This window comes from Pseudomonas sp. FP453 (assembly GCF_030687495.1).
Classification (GTDB): domain Bacteria; phylum Pseudomonadota; class Gammaproteobacteria; order Pseudomonadales; family Pseudomonadaceae; genus Aquipseudomonas.
Genome location: NZ_CP117435.1, coordinates 4,458,164 through 4,474,934, shown reverse-complemented (window position 1 = coordinate 4,474,934; position 16,771 = coordinate 4,458,164). Strand labels below are relative to the sequence as shown.

The window sequence follows — 16,771 nt, the reverse complement described above, 5'->3', positions numbered from 1 at the left end:
GCGCCACTCGGCGCCTACAGGGGTTGTTTCAATGTCCAGAAAAACCATCTTCGCCTACCTCGGCACCTTGCTCGCCTTTCTGGTCCTCGATGGCCTCTGGCTCGGCGTTCTCATGGGCCCGACCTACACATCACTGCTGGGTCCGCTGATGCTCGATCAGCCACGGTTATTGCCCGCAACACTCTTCTATCTCCTGTATGTCCTCGGTTGCGTCGTATTCGTCGTGCTGCCCAGCGCCAGTTGGCAACGTGCGGCGCGTCTGGGCGCCTTGTTGGGCCTGGTGGCCTATGGCACCTATGACTTGAGCAACTGGGCCACATTGCACGGCTGGTCTGCCGGGTTGGCGGTGATGGATATGGCCTGGGGCATCTGCCTGACGGCGGTTTGCTGCACGGTTGGGCGCCTGTGTGCAGATCGGGTGCGTGACTGATTGTGTACAGGTTTTTTGTGCACCGTAGCTGAGCGAAGTCCCCGTATCCAATCCTTCGTTAATCGCTTTGGAGCGCCATCCAGAAAGGATTGTGTGCCATTGGCACGCATTCTGCTGACTGCTTCGTATACAGACTAGGCCGCCTCCCGTATGCACACCGCTACGGCGGCGCAGGCCGGTATGACGAGGAGCCCAGCGATGACCGAACAATTGCCCAAAGGCTACAGCCCGCGCCTGTACAACCAGGACCTGGGCCCACTGCCGCAAAAGTGGACCTGGTACAACATTTTCGCCTTCTGGATGAGCGATGTGCACAGTGTCGGCGGCTACGTGTTTGCCGCCAGCCTGTTCGCGCTGGGCCTGGCCAGTTGGCAGGTGTTGATCGCCTTGCTTGCCGGTATCTGCATCGTGCAGTTGATCGCCAACCTGGTGGCCAAGCCGAGCCAGCAAACCGCCGTGCCGTATCCGGTGATTTGCCGGCTGGCGTTCGGGGTGTTCGGCGCGAATATTCCCGCCGTGATTCGCGGCCTGATCGCCGTGGCCTGGTATGGGATTCAGACCTACCTGGCCTCCAGCGCACTGATCATCGTGGTGCTGCGTTTTTTCCCACAGATGGCGGTGTACGCAGAGCCGCATTTCGCTGGCCTGTCCTACCTCGGCTGGTTCGGCTTCCTCAGCCTATGGGTGCTACAAGCAGCTGTGTTCTGGGCGGGCATGGAGTCCATCCGGCGTTTCATCGATTGGGCAGGGCCGGTGGTGTATGCGGTGATGTTTGCCCTGGCCGGTTGGATTGTGTGGAAAGCCGGCTGGGCGAATATCAGCTTTACCCTGTCGGAAAAATCCCTGTCTGGCTGGCAGGCGTTCGGCCAGGTGATTGTTGCGACGGCGCTGGTGGTGTCTTACTTCTCGGGCCCGACGCTGAACTTCGGCGATTTCAGCCGCTATTGCCGCAGCATGCACGACGTGCGGCGTGGCAATTTCTGGGGGCTGCCGGTGAATTTCCTGGCGTTCTCGCTGGTCACCGTTGTGATTGTGTCGGGCACCTTGCCGGTATTTGGGGAGATGCTCCATGACCCGATTGCCACGGTGTCGCGCATCGACAACAACATGGCCGTGCTGCTCGGTGCCTTCGCCTTTGTGACCGCCACCATCGGCATCAATATCGTCGCCAACTTTGTGTCCCCGGCGTTTGATTTCGCCAACGTCGCCCCCAGCAAGATCAGCTGGCGTGCCGGCGGCATGATCGCCGCCGTGGCGTCGATCTTCATCACCCCGTGGAACCTGTTCAACAACCCGCTGATGATCCACTACACCCTGGACATCCTCGCCGCATTCATCGGGCCGTTGTTCGGCATCCTGCTGGTGGATTTCTACCTGATCAAAAAGCAGAAGATCGACGTGGACGCGTTGTTCGACGACAGCCCCAGCGGGCGCTATTACTTCGACGGCGGCGTGAACTGGACGGCGGTCAAGGCGCTGGTGCCGGCCACGTTGGTGGGCGTCGCGATCACCTTTACCCCGGCGTTGCAGGGCATGGCCAACTTCGCCTGGTTTACCGGGTGCTTCCTGGGTGGGCTGTTTTTCCTGGTGCTGGCACGCCGGGAACAGCTGCGCATGCCTGTGTCCTTGGTTGCTGGCTAAGCAACACACCTGCCACGAGCAGGCCGCATCCGGCGATCACCAACGCCGGATGCAGGCCGCCACTCAGATGACTGCTCACCGAGGCCAGCAACGGCCCGCTCAACTGGCCGATGGCAAAGCTGGCGGTGAGCAACCCGGTGCTGCGCTGGTAGCCATGAGGTGCAATGTCCCGCAGGCGCGTCATCACCAACTGCATGCACGCCAGGAACGGCGCGCCACACAGCAGCACACCCAGCGCCAGGCCCCAGGCATTGCCCAGCAGGCAGGCGAACACACCGGCGGCCTGCAGCCACAACGTTGCCATCAGCCAGCGCCGCGTGGTGTCCGGGTCCTTGCGGCGCAGGCTGGCGATGGCTACGCCCAGCGCCGCTGCCAAGCCAAAGCACGGCCAGAACAGATCGGCCTGCCAGGCGCCTTTGAATTGCGCGTTGGCCATCTGCGACAGAAAGGTCGCGGGGATGATGTAGCCCAAGCCAAATAAAAAGTAGATCCAGCCCAGGTGCGCGATGCTCTGATTGCTGCCCGCAAGGGCGGTGGCCGTAGTGGCCGGTGCCGGCTGGGGCAGGAAGGGCAGGACGACCAGCAGCATCACCAGCGCCACCGTCCCATATATCAACCATAGGGTGGCCGAGTCTTGCCCGAGCAGGTTAGAGCCCAGTGCCAGCAATCCCGTGAGCAGGATCCCCAGCCCCGGCCCGGCAAATACCAGGGCGCCCAGGCGCGGACGCCCGGCGGCAAGCGCCAGCGGCTGGCTCAGGCTGGTGATCATCACCAACGCCCAGGCACTCGCGACGCCCGTCCCAAAGCGCAACAGCAGATGGGGCCAGAACCCATGGGCCCAGTACGACGCCAAGGTCAGCAGCACGCACAACCACAGCCCACCGTAGAGCCGGCCGCGCACGTGGTGATGGCTGCGGGCGAAGATCGAATCCACCGCCCCGACCAAATATCCCAGGTAATTGGCGGCGGCGATCAGGCCGGCACCGGTCAGGTCGATCTGCCCTTCGCCGAGCAAATGCGGCATTTGCGGGGTGAGGGCAAAGCGGCCAATGCCCATGGCCATCATCAGGGCGATAAAGCTGGCGAGTAGACGAATCAGGGGTGACATGGCGGTTTTCCTGCGGGTCAACGAATGACTCTCAGGCTAAAGCGGATTGACTTTCTGTAAAATTGAATAATAGTGAGTAACTTGTTCAGTTTTGGAGAAAGGTATGGAGTTCAGTCAATTGCGCATTTTCCAGGCCGTGGCGGAAGAGGGCTCCATCACCCGTGCGGCCGAGCGCCTGCATCGCGTGCCATCGAACCTGTCGACCCGGCTCAAGCAGATGGAGGAACAACTCGGCGTCGAGCTCTTCGTACGCGAACGCCAGCGCTTGCAGCTTTCTCCGGCGGGCAAAGTGTTGCTGGACTACAGCAGCCGTCTGCTGGCGTTGCACGACGAAGCCCATGGTGCAGTGCAGGGCGGGCAACCGGCCGGCGACTTTGTGCTGGGCAGCATGTACAGCACGGCGGCGGTTCATTTACCGAAGCTGCTGGCGAGCTATCACAAGGCTTACCCGATGGTGAATCTCCAGGTGCAATCGGCGCCCAGCGGCGAGTTGCTCGAAGGCCTGATTACCGGTCGCCTGGATGCGGCGTTTGTGGACGGCCCCATCACTATCGCCACCCTGGACGGCGTGCCGTTGTGTGAAGAGCGCCTGGTATTGATCTGTGAGGCCGATCACCCGCCAGTGCGTGGGCCACAAGACGTTGCGGGGCGTTCGGTGTTCACCTTCCGACGCAGCTGTGCCTATCGCACACGGCTGGAGACGTGGTTTTCCCACGAGCATGTCGCCATGGGCCGGGCGATCGAGATCGAGTCCTATCAAGGCATGCTGGCCTGCGTGATTGCGGGTTCCGGAGTGGCGCTGATGTCCGAATCCATGCTCGACAGCCTGCCAGGCAAGGACAGCGTGTCCGTTCATCCGCTGACAGGGCATTTTGCCACTGCGACCACCTGGCTGATGTGGCGAAAGGGTATGCTCGGCGCTAACCTCAATGCATGGATCGACTTGCAGCAAGCGGGCAGGGTCGAAGTCCTGCAAGACGCACGGGCGATTGCTTGAACGATCCGTCAGGATTCAGATCAATTCAGTAATAGTTCGTTGTGGTTTCGTCCATGCAATACGTAGGACTTAGGGCTACTATCACTGTAGGAAAAGGCGACAGAACTTGCGCCTGCCAGCATTACCCTCAAAGGGGGCAACCATGAAAGAGAAAATTCAAACCTGGCTCCATGACCTCGGTGTTGCACTGGGCTTGATCGAGCCGCCACTGCAGCCGGTGCCGATCCGTACCGATGATGAGCAGCGTCGGCCACGTCGCCGGTAATCTCGGGTCACAGCGGGATCAAACATGTGGGAGCAGGCTTGCCCGCGATAGCGGTGAACCAGCGACATCTTCGTCGGCTGACACTCTGCAATCGCGGGCAAGCCCGCTCCCACAGTTGTTTTTCTGCCAGGCAAAAAAACGGGCACGACCTCCGACGTCGTGCCCGCTGAAGAAACCGCTCTAAATCCTGTTATGCCTCAAACCGCGTTAGCCGCCACCGCCTCAGGCTTGCGCGATAACACGCTCACCAGCACAAAACTCACCAACCCGACTGCCAGGCTGTAGTAGATCGGCGTGTTCGCATCCAAGCCATCCTTGAACATGAACACCAGCGCCGTGACAAACCCCAGCGTCATCGAGGTGATTGCCCCGGAGGTGGTCGCGCGCTTCCAGAAGATCGCGCCGATCAACGGGATCAACATGCCGCCCACCAACAGGTTGTAGGCCAGGGTCAGCGCGCTGATCACGTCGTTCACCACCAAGGCGATACCCAGGACGGCGATGCCGGTCAGCATCGTGAACAGGCGGTTGATCGCCAGGCTCGACTGTTTGCCGCCGCGCAGGCGTGGCAGGAGGTCTTCGGTCAGTACGGTGGAGGCCGCGAGCAAACCGGCGCTGGCGGTGGACATCATCGCGGCCAGTGCCGCTGCAATGACCAGGCCACGGATGCCGTCTGGCAGCGAGACTTTGACGATCGCGGCAAACGCATTGTTGACGTTGTCCAGATCCGGGATCAGCACATGGGCCGCCATGCCGATCAACGCGCAGGCCAGGCCGTAAAGGATGCAGTAGAACCCGGCGAACGTGCCGGCGTACTTGGCGACCTTTTCGTCACGGGCGGTGAACACCCGTTGCCAGATGTCCTGGCCGATTAGGATGCCGAAGAAGTAGATCATGAAGTAGGTGATGATCGTGTCCCAGCCAATCGCGGTGAAGCTGAAACTCGACGCCGGTAGCTTGGCCACCAGCTCATCCCAGCCGCCGACGCGGTACAGGCAGATCGGCAGCAGGATAAACATCAGGCCGACGGTCTTGATCACGAATTGCACGATGTCGGTGAGGGTCAGCGACCACATGCCGCCGATGGTCGAGTACACGACCACCACGCCACCGCCGAGCAGCACCGAGATCCAGAACGGCAGGCCAAACAACACTTGCAGCACGGTGCCGATGGCGAGGATCGAGGTCACGCCGATCATCAGCGCGTAGGCCAGCATGATCACCGCGCTGGCCTGGCGGGCCATGGGGTTGTAGCGTTTTTCCAGGACCTGGGTGACGGTGAAGATCTTCAGCTTCAACAGCGGCTTGGCCAGGAACAGGTTCAGCGCAATGATCCCCATGCCCAGCGCGGCGCACAGCCAGAAGCCCGAGATGCCATGCACATAACCCAGGCGCACCGTGCCGACGGTGGACCCCCCACCCAGCACCGTGGCGGCCATGGTGCCCATGTACAGGGTCGGGCCAAGGTTGCGGCCGGCCACCAGGTAATCTTCGTGGGTCTTGGCGCGGCGCATGCCGTAATAGCCGAGCACGAGCATGCCGGCGGCGTAGATGAGTACGACGAATAAATCCAAAGCCATGACGGCGGTTCTCCGATTTTATTTTTAGGTAGGGGAGTGGGCGGTGGTGAGTGAACGTCCTGTGGCGAGGGCGCTTGCTCCCGCTGGCCCATACACCGCAGCCGGCTCGGGAAAAACGCGCAGCAAGGTCAGATACACCACCGATGCCAATCCCAACGTCACCGGCAAGCTGATATCAATGCCATCCGCCAAATTGCCCAGCGGCCCGACAAACTGCCCCGGCAAGTTGACGAAGCACAGCCCCACCAACGCACTCGGAATCCACGCCCCCAGCCCGCGCCAGTTCCAGCCATGGCTGAACCAGTAGCGGCCACCGGTCTCACCGCGGGTGAACACCTGCAAGTCATCCGGGCAGTAGAAGCCGCGGCGCACGATCAGGCCGATGATCATCATCACCATCCACGGCGTGGTGCAGGTGATGATCAGCACGGCGAAGGTCGACACGCTCTGCACCAGGTTGGCAGCGAAACGTCCGATAAAGATGAAGGCAATCGACATCACCCCTATCAGCAACGTGGCCTTGACCCGCGACAGCAGGCGCGGGAACACGCTGGACATGTCCAGCCCCGTGCCATACAGCGACGTGGTGCCGGTGGACATGCCGCCAATCACCGCGATCAGGCACACCGGCAGGAAAAACCAGCTCGGCGCCACCGCCAGCAATCCGCCGACGTAGTTGTTGGCCGCGATGTAGTCCGGTGCCTTGATCGCCACGATGGTCGCGGTGGCCAGGCCGAACAGGAAAGGGATCAAGGTCGCGATCTGCGCCAGCACCACGGCCAGCATGATGCGTATTTTCGGCGTCTCACGCGGGATGTAGCGCGACCAGTCGCCGAGGAACGCACCGAAGGAAATCGGGTTGCTCATGGCCACCAGTGCTGCACCGATAAACGCCGCCCAAAAGCCGGTCTGGCCCAGGGCGACAGTGCCAGCGAAATGGCTGTCGAAGGCTGGTGCAAACGCGAAGATGCCCAGCAAAAACAGCAGGCTCGCCGCCCACACCGCGATGCGGTTGACCCACAGCATGAAGCGAAAGCCGTAGATGCACACGGTCAGCACCAGGATCGCAAACACGCCGTAGGCCAGGCCCAGGGTCAGGTCGGTTTCCGGCAGGCCGATCAGCCGTTTCGCACCGCCCACCAGCGCATCGCCTGAACTCCACACCGACAGTGAGAAGAAGGCAATCGCCGTCAGCAACGACAGAAACGAGCCGACAATCCGCCCGTGCACGCCGAAGTGCGCACCGGAGGACACCGCGTTATTGGTGCCGTTGATCGGCCCGAACAGGCCCATGGGCGCGAGGATCAGTGCGCCCACGAGCACGCCCAGCACAATCGCCCAGACCCCGGCCTGGAACGACAGGCCGAACAGCACGGGAAACGAACCCAGCACGGCGGTGGCAAAGGTATTGGCACCGCCGAAGATCAGGCGGAACAGATCCTTGGGGCCGGCGGTACGTTCGTGGTCCGGGATCTGTTCGACCCCGTTGGTTTCTATCTGGCGAATACTTTTATCGTTGTTTTTATTATTCATGATCAGCTCCGATCACATTGGCTAAGGGGGCGGCAGCCCTTCCGGCATAGCGGACAAATGTTCGTGACAGGCCAGCCACAGGCCTTCTTTTTGTTCTGTGCGAGTCCCTTGCCGTTTGAAGACAATGGTCTCGCGTTCCTGGCTAAAGAATTGCTCCCCTTGCATGCGCAGCTCGGTGGCCACGTCATGCATAAAAATCGCCACGTCACCTTGCAGGCTGACAAAGGCGTTGCTCGACGTGCACGACAGCACCTCGAACCCCTCGTCCCGGCGCCAGCTGTCCCACACTGCCTGGTAGGCATCGCGACTGAGCAGCGGCTGGGGCAGGGTGTAGAACACAAAGCTGGCATCGGCCGTGAACGCGCCGAAGTAGGCGGCGCGGTCATTGCGGGCGAAGGCCGCCACCAGGTCGGCAGCGGCTTGCAGCACCTCGCGGGCGCTCATCAGCGGTGCGCCACGCCAGGCAGTACGCAGAGCATCTCGTACAGCAGGTTGGCGCCGAGCAGCGAGGTGTTGCCGGTGGTGTCGTAAGGCGGTGAAACTTCTACCAAATCGCAACCAACCAGGTCGAGGCCCTGGCAGCCGCGAATGATCTCGATGGCCTGGATGGTGGTCAGCCCGCCGATTTCCGGGGTGCCGGTGCCGGGTGCCCAGGCGGGGTCGATGCCGTCGATGTCAAAGCTCAGGTACACCGGGCCGCCGCCGACTTTTTCCCGCACTTCGGCCATCAGTGGCGCGAGGGAGTGGTGCCAGCACTCTTCAGCCTGGACCACGCGAAAGCCCTGCTTGCGGCTCCAGTTGAAGTCTTCGGCGGTATAGCCCTGGGCGCGCAGTCCGATCTGCACGACGCGGTCGCAATCGAGCAGGCCTTCTTCCACGGCGCGGCGGAAGGTGGTGCCGTGGGCGATTTTCTCGCCGAACATATGGTCGTTCACATCGGCGTGGGCATCGATGTGCACCAGGCCGACCTTGCCGTGTTTCTTGTGGATCGCCCGCAGGATCGGCAGGGTGATGGTGTGGTCGCCGCCCAGGGTCATCGGGATCACATCGTGTTCGAGGATCTCGTCGTAGGCTTCTTCGATGATGCGCACGGCGTCCAGCAGGTTGAAGGTGTTGATCGCCACGTCGCCGATATCGGCCACCGACAGCGAGTCGAACGGTGCGGCACCGGTGGCCATGTTGTACGGGCGGATCATCACCGATTCGGCGCGGATTTCACGCGGCCCGAAGCGGGTGCCGGCGCGCAGCGAGGTGCCGATGTCCAGGGGCACGCCGATAAAGGCAGCGTCCAGGCCCTTGGCGGTTTGCAGGTGGGGGAGTCGCATCATGGTGGCGATGCCGGCAAAGCGCGGCATTTCGTTGCCGCCCAGTGGTTGGTGGAAAATCTTGTCCACGGGAGTGCCTCATCGTTGTTTTGTTTATTAGAGGCCGATTCTGCGAAATACCCCGTGATGGAAGAATCGGCAGGGGCAAATACTTAGTTCAGATTTTTCTAAACTAACGCCTGAGGTAAACTCCGTTCAAATGTGGGAGCGGGCTTGCCTGCGATAGCGGTGGGTCAGCCACACTTTCTTTTTTGATACACCGCGATCGCAGGCAAGCCAGCTCCCACAGTTTTGATTGTGCTGCATCCGTTGAATCCGGAGATCCGATGGCCAACGCCTTGCCCGACCTGAAACTCCTGCGCATCTTCGTCAGCGTCGTGCGGCACCAGGGCTTCGCCAATGCCCAGCACGAACTCAACCTGTCCACCTCGGCTATCAGCACCTATATGAGCCAGCTGGAGTCGGCCTTGGGCCTGGTGCTGTGCCATCGCGGGCGCGGCGGGTTCAGCCTGACCAGCAAGGGCGAGCTGTTCCACCAAGAGACCTTGCGCCTGCTGGGCGAGCTGGAAGGCTTCGAGCAGTACGCCGCCGCACTGAAAGGCGAGCTGCGCGGCACGCTCAAGCTTGGCGTCCTCGACTCCACTGTCAGCGACAAGGCCCTGCCGTTCGCCGAAGTGATCGGCGCGTATAGCCTGGAACACCCGGCGGTGCACCTGCATTTATCGGTGATGAGCCCTTATGAATTGCAATTGGGTGTACAGGACAACCGTCTCGACCTGGCCATCGGCGCCTTCTCCAACCGCATGAGCGGGCTGATCTACATGCCGCTGTACCGCGAGCAACACTGGCTGTATTGCAGCACCCGCCATCCTTTATTCAATGAACGGCGCATCCCTGAACAAGTGATCACCCAGCAACGCATGGTCGGTCGCGGTTACTGGAGCCAGGCGGAACTCGCGCGCCACGGCTTCAAGCACAGCGCCGCCACGGTGGAAAGTATGGAGGCGCAACTGATCCTGGTGCTCTCTGGCGCCTATATCGGCTACCTGCCCGAACACTACGCCCAGGCGTGGGCCGACAAGGGCGACCTGCGCGTCTTGCTGCCGGCGACCTTTGGCTACCAGGCGCCGTTCTCCATGATCATGCGCCGGGGCCGTAGCCGCGAACCGTTGATCCAGACGTTCCGCGACTTGCTCAAAACCCAGCTCAACCAGGCCTGATAAACCATGTCCAGACCCCAATGTTCCCGCTGCCTGCGGCCCGTCACCCACTGCCTGTGCGCGCTGATCCCCAGCCTCGACAGCCGTACCCGTGTGCTGCTGTTGCAGCATCCGAGCGAGGTCAATCATGCGCTCAATACCGCGCGGCTGGCGGCACTGGGGTTGAACAATGCGCAGTTGGTGGTGGGCGAGGTCTTTGACGACTTGCACACCTTGCTTAACCCACCGGGTTACCAGGCGCGATTGTTATTCCCGGGCGACGATGCGCAGCCGCTGCAGGCCTACGGTTCATTCACCGAGCCGTTGCTGCTGGTGGTGCCCGACGGCACCTGGCGCAAGGCGCGTAAGTTGTTGCACCTCAACCCGCTGTTGGCAGCGTTGCCGCGGGTGACGTTGGCCGATGGCGCCGTTTCTCGCTATCGCCTGCGCAAGGCGCCAGGGCCCGGGGCCTTGTCCACGGTAGAAGCGATTGTGCAGGCCTTGCAGGTGCTGGAGGCGCCGACGTGTTTCGAGGCGTTGCTCCAGCCGTTTGAGGCGTTGATCGAGGGGCAGATTGCCGCAATGGGGCCTGCAATCTTCGAAAAAAACCACGGTTGAACCCACGCACTACATAGCTACCCGAGTAGCTGAGGACAAATGGATAGGCTGATCTTTTTTCTGGATACAGATCAATGGTCGAGCCAACCAGCAGTGCTGCATCACCGCAAGACCCGCTGGCCGAATTCATCGCGGATCAACCCTCTCCGCTAATGGCGGCCCCCGAATGGACAGCGGTGCAAGCCCTGGATTTCCTGCGGGTGAAGTTCAACCGCTTTCTCGACGCCCTCAGTGACGAGGAGAAGCTTGAATACGTGCGCCTGCAACGGGTCTGGATCGAGGCCCAGCACGCCCTAGAACAGGACATTGCCCAGTTCACCCAAGCGTTTGAACGTCAGGCCATGGGGGCGTTACGCGCCGCGCTCAAGGCGTTGACGGGCCAGGATATCGACCCGGCCACGGCGTACATCCATACCCGCTACCTGCAGTCGTCCCGGCGCGTGCGGCGTGTGGCCCACGAGGACGGGGCCATAAAGGTGGCAAGCCTTACCCTCTGGGAAGCCGCGTGCCGAAACTATGACGGCTTGACCGGTTGGAGCTACCCCGGCCGCACGGGCTTGGCGGATGCCAGCTACCTGGACAGCCAAATCAACGCCACCGCCGCGGAGTTCATCGCCTTGGTGCGGCGCCTCGATATTGGCGGGCAGCTCAAACAACAGCTCAATGCTGCACTGGCTGCCAACACGAAGCTGGGTGGCAGCTTCATGGCGCTGGCCAGTGCCGAATTCGAGTTTGCCCTGATCGATGCGCTCAAAAACAGCACCCACAGTCACGTCGATCGCGACAGGTATCAATACGTGCGGCGGGCGCTGGCTGGGGAAGAGCGCTGGGGTGTTGTGCAAGAGATGCAACTGTTCATCCCTCACGGTACGGACAACATCAGTTGGCTACCGCAAGCCGTCGGGTTTACCGGGCAATACGTGGCGCCGCCGCCCGGTGATTATTTAGCGATTCCCCACTTGGTTTTTTCGGTCAGTGGTTGCCAGGGCGCCTTCAGTTTTTTTCCGAATCGGCCCGGTGGTTCTTTGCGCCACCATGAAAGCTTTCGTAGTGCCTGCGAAGAATTCCACGTCGCTTTCAACGGTTTTTACGTCAGGGGCGAGATCGACTGGTTGTACCAGATGATGTCGTTTCGCGACTGCGCCCGTCTCAAGCAGATCGTCAAGACCACGGCACGCCCGAACAACCTGGAGTGGTTTGCCAGCCTGGTCTACGAACTGGCCCACGCCGTTCCCAGCGTCGATCATGTGCGAAACATCGGTTTTGTACGCAACACCGTGCAACGCACGCCGGTGGTGTGTTTGAACGACATCTACATCAAGCGCAGCCGCGCCAACCTGCTGGAACTGGCCAATGAAACCCCCGGCTTTATGCCGACATTGATCGAGCTGTCCCAGACCGTGCTGAACGAAGTGATCAATGTGCTGCTGATCCCTGTGCCGGGCGCATTGAAAGGCCTGGGCAGGGTGCGGGCCATCGCGATGTTCTATGCCTTGGCTACGGCGATGGTGGAAGGCTACGCCCTGGCGCTCCAGGGGGAACCCGGCGAGTGGCTACAAGGGCTGGTTGACCTGGTGGATTTGCTGATCAGTGGCCGATTGCACACCCGCGTGGCCAAAAGCGCACGACGTCGCCACCAGCGCTTGTTTGCGCAACTGTCGCAGCCGCGCAGTATGCCCCTCGATCCCGTACCACTGAACGCCCCCCAATTGCTTGAAAAAATGCTCGGCACCCAGGACGCGCCCACTCGCGCCCTGGCGGCCGCGCTCGCCACCAGTGGCACGTCCAGCGAGACCTTGAACCAAGTGTGGGAGGGGGCAGCGCCGTCGGCCTCCCTGGTGGACGCGGCACATCGATTCCGGGCCGACCGCCTGATCGAATGGGTGGCCGAAGGCGCCGAACCCGCGCGCAGCGTGCCGGTTGGCGCCTTTGAAGTCATGGCGCCGTTGCTGACGCAGTTGGCACACTGGCCTGCGGACACGGCGTTGAGCATTGTCAATCAACACGGCCTGCAATTGCGTCGCTACAGCAAGGATGCAACACAGCCGACGACAGTGACTGTGGCCGTGACCGTGCTGGAAAACTATCAATTTGCCTACTCGACACCGCGCCGTATGACGCCACATTTGCCGAGGGCCATCCTGGCGTTGATGCCCGAGCATTTCCCCGGTGGCGAGCCGGTGATGCGCCAACACCTGGCGGCGCAGGCCAGGGCGCTGGGCGTGGAACTGTTTGAAGCATTGACGCGCTTCGCCGAGGTCAGCCGTACGGCGGCGAAAGGCGCCAGTGCCGCGGTGCGCCGGTTGCTGCCGGAAAATGTGGGCACCGAGGTTGCCGTCCCGGCGGTGGTTGCGCAGTTGCAGGCCTTGCACCCGCAACTGAGCCTGGCGCGCGTGCTAGAGGTGTTGCGCGAACATCCGTTATCGGCGCACCAGCAGACACAGTTGCTGGCGTCGCAATTGCAGCCTGAGGCGCTGTATCAAGCCCTGCGCTCCGCTCGCCGAGTGGCGCGGCGTGAAGCCATTGTCGATGGACTTTTCCACGGGCGACGGTTTGATCGGCAAACCCAGAACTGGGCCGCTGCATTTGCCCAAGGTTTCTTGAGTGAGCTCACGGGGCGGGCGCTGGTCGTCAGCCCGGCAAGGCAAGCGGTGCCCTATGTGGCCAAGGGCAGCAAGGATCGGACGCTCGTCGTGATCGATCATCGCCAGGGGCATTTTGCCCCGTACGACCCGCGTGAACTGCGCGCCGGCGAGGTGTTGACGGGGGTGGACAGCTTCTTTGAAGCCATCGTGCACCAGCTGTCTGCAAATGAGCGCATCCAATTGGGGCTCTCCGCACGGCAGGCCATCACGGATTTACGGCATCAGCTGGCCCAGGCAGTGCTGCGCAATCGGGCGCTGGATGGTTCGTTTCATCCGTATCGGCGTGAGATCACACAGTACGCCCGAGCCATCGATAACGCCCGTATCGCCAGCGAACCCGACGCGCTGGGTCTTTATCACTTGGGTGCGGATCGTTATCTATTTATTGAAGGCGACTACTTCAAGGTCACCCAGTCCGACCCGGCACAGGCGTGGCGCATCCAACATCCTTCCTTGCACGATGCGTACGCGCCGATCCTGACCCACAACGGCGCTGGCGCCTGGCGCCATGAATGGGAGAACCCCCTGACCTGGGAGGGGCAACGACCGTTTTATCGCCTAGGGCCTTTGGCTCGCGCATTATCGCCGGATGCCATAGAACAGATTCAGCGCATCAGTGGCGTGACATCGGACATCTTGCGGCGGGTGCATGTGCGCAATGAACGGCCCCCCGCCATCCTTATGGATACCGTTGAGCGTTTCAGGGGCCACCAACGGGTCAAGGCGGGGGTGGAAACGGGGGCGGACTTTTTCGACACACTGCTGGGTGAAGTCGGTCCCGATCGTGCAGATGCATTGGTTGGGCGCACAGGCGTTGCACGCGTGGATCAGGTCACCGTGCTGGAAACCAAAGTCGCGCTGGACAAGCCGTTGATGGAGCACCTTTTCTTCGAAGCGTTGTGCCCTGATCGCCAGCTTTCTTCAAACCCCTTGGCGCAAGTGCTACAGCGGGTTAATCCCGGGCTGACGGCCTGGGTCGCCGAAGACCTGGTGCGCGGCGTTACCCCGAGCGAGCGCCGAAGCCTGGAGAAAGGTGTGGTTCCAGCGACGCTGAATTCGGCCATACGGTGGTGGATAGAGTACTTGCGCAAAACCAGGGCCTTGGAAAGCGTGCACCTGCCTGCGGCAGCCAATGAGGACACCGCGACAACGATCTTGCATGCACTGCCGCAGATCGATGGCTGGCCGGCGTACTTGCGGGTAGAAGTGTGGAAGGGCGGTTTTTTGCGTACCAGCGTCGGCCCTTCCGACGGGTCGCTTCAGCGCATCATGGTGGCTGTGTCCAATCAGTATCAGGCCTATATCCCCCTGGCGAACGGAAAACGCCAACCTACGGGCAGTGTCGGCCCGTTCCTTGAGGTTTTATTGGCGGCGCTGCCGCTGGCCGAACGCAAATCAATGGGCTACGTCGAGGGTGCTGGAGAGGGGGAGTTGTTGGAGGCGGTCCGTTCACGCCTGCAAAGAAAATGGGAGTTTGCCGAGACTTTCCGAAGCATAGGGCGTCGGCCTCGTTTCTATGCGCCCCGGCGCGTGGCGGATGGACGAATCGGTTACCCGCTCAGTGGTTGGGGCCTGAGGCCGATGGAGCGCGAGCAGGTCGCTCGTTTACGCGTGTTGTTTCCATCACGGACAGATGAAGAGGTTTTGCAGCTGTGGAGGGACGCCGGCGATTCCGTTCGAGAGCGTGATGCAATGATTGACTATCTGTACCGGGAGCGTGACGCAATGAACGTTGCGCTGGAGCAATGGCGTCATGCTGCGCCGTCCGGCCCGGCCCGTGACGCACGCGCATTGGCGGTTGAGCTGATAGCTAGGTGTTGGGCCAAGGAGGCCTCCACTCGTGGGACAGCGGTGGCCAAGGAGCTGAATCTCGATGGCCTGGACCTGACTGATCTCCCCATGCTGCGTGCTCATCTTGGTCACGTCGAGGTACTGAACCTTCAAAATAACCAGCTCTCTCAATTGCCCCAGCGTTTCCTGCGGTGCTTTCCGGGGGTGAAACAGGTTCGTTTAAACCACAACCAGTTTGAACATATGCCCTCAGGGCTTTCCCGTATGCCGCGTCTGAAAGACTTGGACCTGAGTAACAACCGGCTCAAGTTCAAGCTGGGTGATGTGATTCAACTGAATGAAATGGGGCAACTGCGCGTATTGGATTTGTCCTCCAACCCTCTGCGGCAAGGGCAACGCCTGGACCTATCGCGATTGAAACACCTGCGCTTTTTGAACCTGCGCAACACTCAGCTGGAAAGCTTGCCCAAAGGCGCCGTCACCCTGAAATGGCTGGAAGTATTTGACCTGCGGGATAACCAGATCAGAGTGCTCACGCGCTCTGACCTTTTTTTATACCCGGATGTCCATCGTGCCATGGACCTGTCCGGTAATCCCTTATCAGAGGGCACGCTTCAGATGTTTCGTCAGTATCGTGAGCAGCCGGGGCGTGCAGACATCCATTTCGGCCTGCACCCGCATAACGTCCCCGTCACGGCTGGCCCCGACCGTTGGCTGGCTGTGCTGGCGGTCAGGGACGTAGCGTCCCATCTCGCTGCTTGGCAGGACTTGCAGGGGCGTGGGCTCTTCGAGCGTTTTTTTACCCTGATCGAGCGTATTGCTACTGATCCCAAGTTCGTCGAGCCGGGGTATCGAGCGTTGCGTGAAGACCTGGCCGATAGGGTATGGCACCTGATTTTCAGGGCGGCCGCTGACCAGCAACTGGCCACGATCCTGTTCGAACACCCGTACAGAATGAGTCGTGGCGTGAACGGTTTGATAGTGTCGCTCAACGATTTGGAACTCAGGTTCATGATGTTCGAACTGCATAAAAAGGGCGGCGGTGATGCCATGCCGCTCTTGAACTGTTTTCGGGCCGCCAGCCGGTGGGCAGCCATCGAGAACGCGATCATCATGGCTGATCCTGATCAGTCGGGGGCATTGATGGGCACGCGTGTACTGGCCTACCGAATCGCCTTGTCTCAGGCCCTGGACCTTCCCCTGGCATTTGACCAGCGGCTTGACCGAACCCTGGGCGCTCCCAACCCGGTGTCGGTTGCCGCATTGCGTAACGGCATTCTGGCTGACGAGGCAATGTTGGACTGGCCTGGGTGGCTGGCCACTAGTGAATATTGGAGGGAGTTTCTGCTAGCGAAGTATCAGGTGCTCTTTAGCGCCACACTGGAGGGCTACCGTCGGGAACTGGAGGTCATCGAAGAAAGAAATGAACGCGCAGAGCTAAGCAGCGGCGCCTATCTGAATTTGATGGATGACGTTTTAAGTCGCCAGCAAGCCGCTGAGGACCGCTTGGTTCTAACGGTGACAGAGGGGGAGTGGGGCAACTTCAACGGTGCCGCCGATGTCGCTTATATCTATCAGCAATAAGCACCACACTTTGCGTGATATGGCCCGCCGACCTTTCCCGGTATGATGTTCGCCC

12 protein-coding genes are annotated in these 16,771 nt (G+C 61.2%); 7 read left to right on the top strand and 5 right to left on the bottom strand.

The window, feature by feature from the left end; translation table 11 throughout:
• Positions 1–31: 31 nt before the first annotated feature.
• Together PSH87_RS20240 and PSH87_RS20235 are read left to right on the top strand one after the other, a co-directional pair.
• Complete coding sequence (locus PSH87_RS20240) at positions 32–430, top strand: DUF2177 family protein (RefSeq protein ID WP_305430841.1); 399 nt, start codon at positions 32–34, stop codon at positions 428–430.
• A 198-nt stretch (positions 431–628) separates the two neighbouring features.
• Entirely contained in the window at positions 629–2,071 is a 1,443-nt protein-coding gene (locus tag PSH87_RS20235) for an NCS1 family nucleobase:cation symporter-1 (RefSeq protein ID WP_305430840.1), read from the top strand.
• Here PSH87_RS20235 and PSH87_RS20230 read toward each other — a convergent pair.
• Complete coding sequence (locus tag PSH87_RS20230) at positions 1,983–3,179, bottom strand: YbfB/YjiJ family MFS transporter (RefSeq protein ID WP_305430839.1); 1,197 nt, start codon at positions 3,177–3,179, stop codon at positions 1,983–1,985. The genes PSH87_RS20235 and PSH87_RS20230 overlap by 89 nt on opposite strands.
• Before the next feature lie 103 nt (positions 3,180–3,282).
• Between PSH87_RS20230 and PSH87_RS20225 the strand changes: the two genes are divergently transcribed.
• A complete protein-coding gene (locus PSH87_RS20225) occupies positions 3,283–4,176 on the top strand; it encodes a LysR family transcriptional regulator (RefSeq protein WP_305430838.1) in 894 nt (297 codons plus the stop codon).
• Between the two features lie 142 nt (positions 4,177–4,318).
• Positions 4,319–4,441, top strand: a complete 123-nt coding sequence (locus tag PSH87_RS20220; protein ID WP_017737772.1) for a PA1414 family protein — start codon at positions 4,319–4,321, stop codon at positions 4,439–4,441.
• Between the two features lie 197 nt (positions 4,442–4,638).
• On the opposite strand, the gene PSH87_RS20215 is transcribed toward PSH87_RS20220, so the two are convergent.
• The 4 genes from PSH87_RS20215 to speB are packed head-to-tail and all read right to left on the bottom strand — an operon-like array spanning position 4,639 to position 8,948.
• Complete coding sequence (locus PSH87_RS20215; protein ID WP_305430836.1) at positions 4,639–6,021, bottom strand: sodium:solute symporter; 1,383 nt, start codon at positions 6,019–6,021, stop codon at positions 4,639–4,641.
• Between the two features lie 24 nt (positions 6,022–6,045).
• Positions 6,046–7,554, bottom strand: a complete 1,509-nt coding sequence (locus PSH87_RS20210) for a cytosine permease (RefSeq protein WP_305430834.1) — start codon at positions 7,552–7,554, stop codon at positions 6,046–6,048.
• 21 nt (positions 7,555–7,575) lie between these two features.
• Positions 7,576–7,998, bottom strand: coding sequence for a nuclear transport factor 2 family protein (locus tag PSH87_RS20205; protein WP_017737774.1), 423 nt, complete (start codon positions 7,996–7,998; stop codon positions 7,576–7,578).
• Complete coding sequence (gene speB / locus PSH87_RS20200) at positions 7,998–8,948, bottom strand: agmatinase (protein ID WP_017134866.1); 951 nt, start codon at positions 8,946–8,948, stop codon at positions 7,998–8,000. The genes PSH87_RS20205 and speB overlap by 1 nt, the downstream gene beginning before the upstream one ends.
• A gap of 257 nt (positions 8,949–9,205) precedes the next feature.
• Here speB and PSH87_RS20195 point away from each other — a divergent pair, with 257 nt between their 5' ends.
• The 3 genes from PSH87_RS20195 to PSH87_RS20185 all read left to right on the top strand — a co-directional run bounded on the left by PSH87_RS20195 (position 9,206) and on the right by PSH87_RS20185 (position 16,716).
• Positions 9,206–10,099 carry a LysR family transcriptional regulator gene (locus tag PSH87_RS20195; RefSeq protein WP_034108063.1) on the top strand — a complete coding sequence of 298 codons (894 nt, stop codon included), beginning with the start codon at positions 9,206–9,208 and terminating at the stop codon, positions 10,097–10,099.
• 6 nt (positions 10,100–10,105) lie between these two features.
• Positions 10,106–10,696: a tRNA-uridine aminocarboxypropyltransferase gene (locus PSH87_RS20190; protein WP_305430833.1), complete on the top strand. Its 591-nt coding sequence runs from the start codon at positions 10,106–10,108 to the stop codon at positions 10,694–10,696.
• A gap of 74 nt (positions 10,697–10,770) precedes the next feature.
• The gene (locus PSH87_RS20185) at positions 10,771–16,716 is read left to right on the top strand and encodes a dermonecrotic toxin domain-containing protein (protein WP_305430832.1); all 5,946 of its coding nucleotides are present in this window, start codon (positions 10,771–10,773) and stop codon (positions 16,714–16,716) included.
• Positions 16,717–16,771 lie beyond the last annotated feature (55 nt).

What these genes read in the sequence shown, in the direction of transcription:
- PSH87_RS20240 (WP_305430841.1), top strand. Translation starts at nt 32, where the DNA reads ATGTCCAGAAAAACCATCTTCGCCTACCTCGGCACCTTGCTCGCCTTT.
- PSH87_RS20195 (WP_034108063.1), top strand. Translation starts at nt 9,206, where the DNA reads ATGGCCAACGCCTTGCCCGACCTGAAACTCCTGCGCATCTTCGTCAGC.
- PSH87_RS20225 (WP_305430838.1), top strand. Translation starts at nt 3,283, where the DNA reads ATGGAGTTCAGTCAATTGCGCATTTTCCAGGCCGTGGCGGAAGAGGGC.
- PSH87_RS20220 (WP_017737772.1), top strand. Translation starts at nt 4,319, where the DNA reads ATGAAAGAGAAAATTCAAACCTGGCTCCATGACCTCGGTGTTGCACTG.
- PSH87_RS20190 (WP_305430833.1), top strand. Translation starts at nt 10,106, where the DNA reads ATGTCCAGACCCCAATGTTCCCGCTGCCTGCGGCCCGTCACCCACTGC.
- PSH87_RS20235 (WP_305430840.1), top strand. Translation starts at nt 629, where the DNA reads ATGACCGAACAATTGCCCAAAGGCTACAGCCCGCGCCTGTACAACCAG.
- PSH87_RS20215 (WP_305430836.1), bottom strand. Translation starts at nt 6,021, where the DNA reads ATGGCTTTGGATTTATTCGTCGTACTCATCTACGCCGCCGGCATGCTC.
- PSH87_RS20230 (WP_305430839.1), bottom strand. Translation starts at nt 3,179, where the DNA reads ATGTCACCCCTGATTCGTCTACTCGCCAGCTTTATCGCCCTGATGATG.
- PSH87_RS20210 (WP_305430834.1), bottom strand. Translation starts at nt 7,554, where the DNA reads ATGAATAATAAAAACAACGATAAAAGTATTCGCCAGATAGAAACCAAC.
- PSH87_RS20205 (WP_017737774.1), bottom strand. Translation starts at nt 7,998, where the DNA reads ATGAGCGCCCGCGAGGTGCTGCAAGCCGCTGCCGACCTGGTGGCGGCC.
- PSH87_RS20185 (WP_305430832.1), top strand. Translation starts at nt 10,771, where the DNA reads ATGGTCGAGCCAACCAGCAGTGCTGCATCACCGCAAGACCCGCTGGCC.